General features: G+C 58.0%; 1 protein-coding gene. It reads right to left on the bottom strand.

The features are described from left to right. Nucleotides 1-931 (bottom strand): IS110 family RNA-guided transposase (locus CFR80_RS18840; RefSeq protein ID WP_110507877.1); only part of this gene is annotated, 931 nt, incomplete at both ends.

Genomic DNA, 931 nt, shown 5'->3' with positions numbered 1-931 from the left:
CCGGCCGGACGATAGATCTCTTTGCGCGACAGGAGAGCCCAGACGATCCGGGCCAGTTTGTTGGCAAGTGCGACGGTTGCAAGACGTGTTGGGCGACGCTCCAGAAGCTTGCAAAGCCATGCCCCTGCGGCGCTTGTCCATTTCTGCGCGCGGAAGGACATGGATGTCGCCCCCAGAACGAGCAGCTTCCTTATTTCCCGGTTGCCCGTTTTCGTAATCCTGCCCAGCCGGACCTTTCCGCCGGACGAGTGCTGCCGCGGCACAAGTCCAAGCCAGGCCGCGAAGTGCCGCGCACTTTCGAAAGTGTCGATATCCGTGACAGATGCCACGATCAAGGACGCGGTCATCGGGCCGATGCCGGGTATTGTCAAAAGACGACGGGCATCTTCGTCCTGCCTGGCGTGCGCCTGGATTCGCCTTTCCAGGCATCCGATGCTTTCACTCAACTTTCCGTATTGTTCGAAGATCAAAATGACGGTCTGCTTCATGACGTCGGGCAAATCGGGTGATGTCTCGATTTTCGCCAGAAGATCGGGCAGGCGACTGTTTCCCAACGGCACGATCAAGCCGAATTCCGCTGCAAGCGCGCGCAACGCATTGACCAGCATCGTCTGCTGTTTGACCAATAGTGTGCGCGTTGAGTGTAACGAGAGCAGGCTTTGCTGTTCTTCGTTTTTGATCGGGACGAAGCGCGTGTCGGGATGGAGTGCCGCAAGACAAATGGCTGCGGCGTCAACAGCGTCGTTTTTCTTGCCACGTTTGACGAACGGCTTGACCATGTCCGGCGGAATAAGTTTCACGTCATGACCCGCATCGCGGATGACGCGCGCCCAATGATGCGATGTGCCGCAAGCTTCGAGCACGACCTGACACCGCTCGAGTTTCCCGAAGAATGAGGCAACCTCACTGCGCCCGAGCTTTCGCTTGAGAA

Origin of the sequence: Komagataeibacter oboediens, assembly GCF_003207815.1 — a bacterium.
Lineage (GTDB): Bacteria > Pseudomonadota > Alphaproteobacteria > Acetobacterales > Acetobacteraceae > Komagataeibacter > Komagataeibacter oboediens.
Note: the sequence above shows the minus strand (reverse complement) of the source record. Positions and strands in the feature narration are given on the sequence as shown.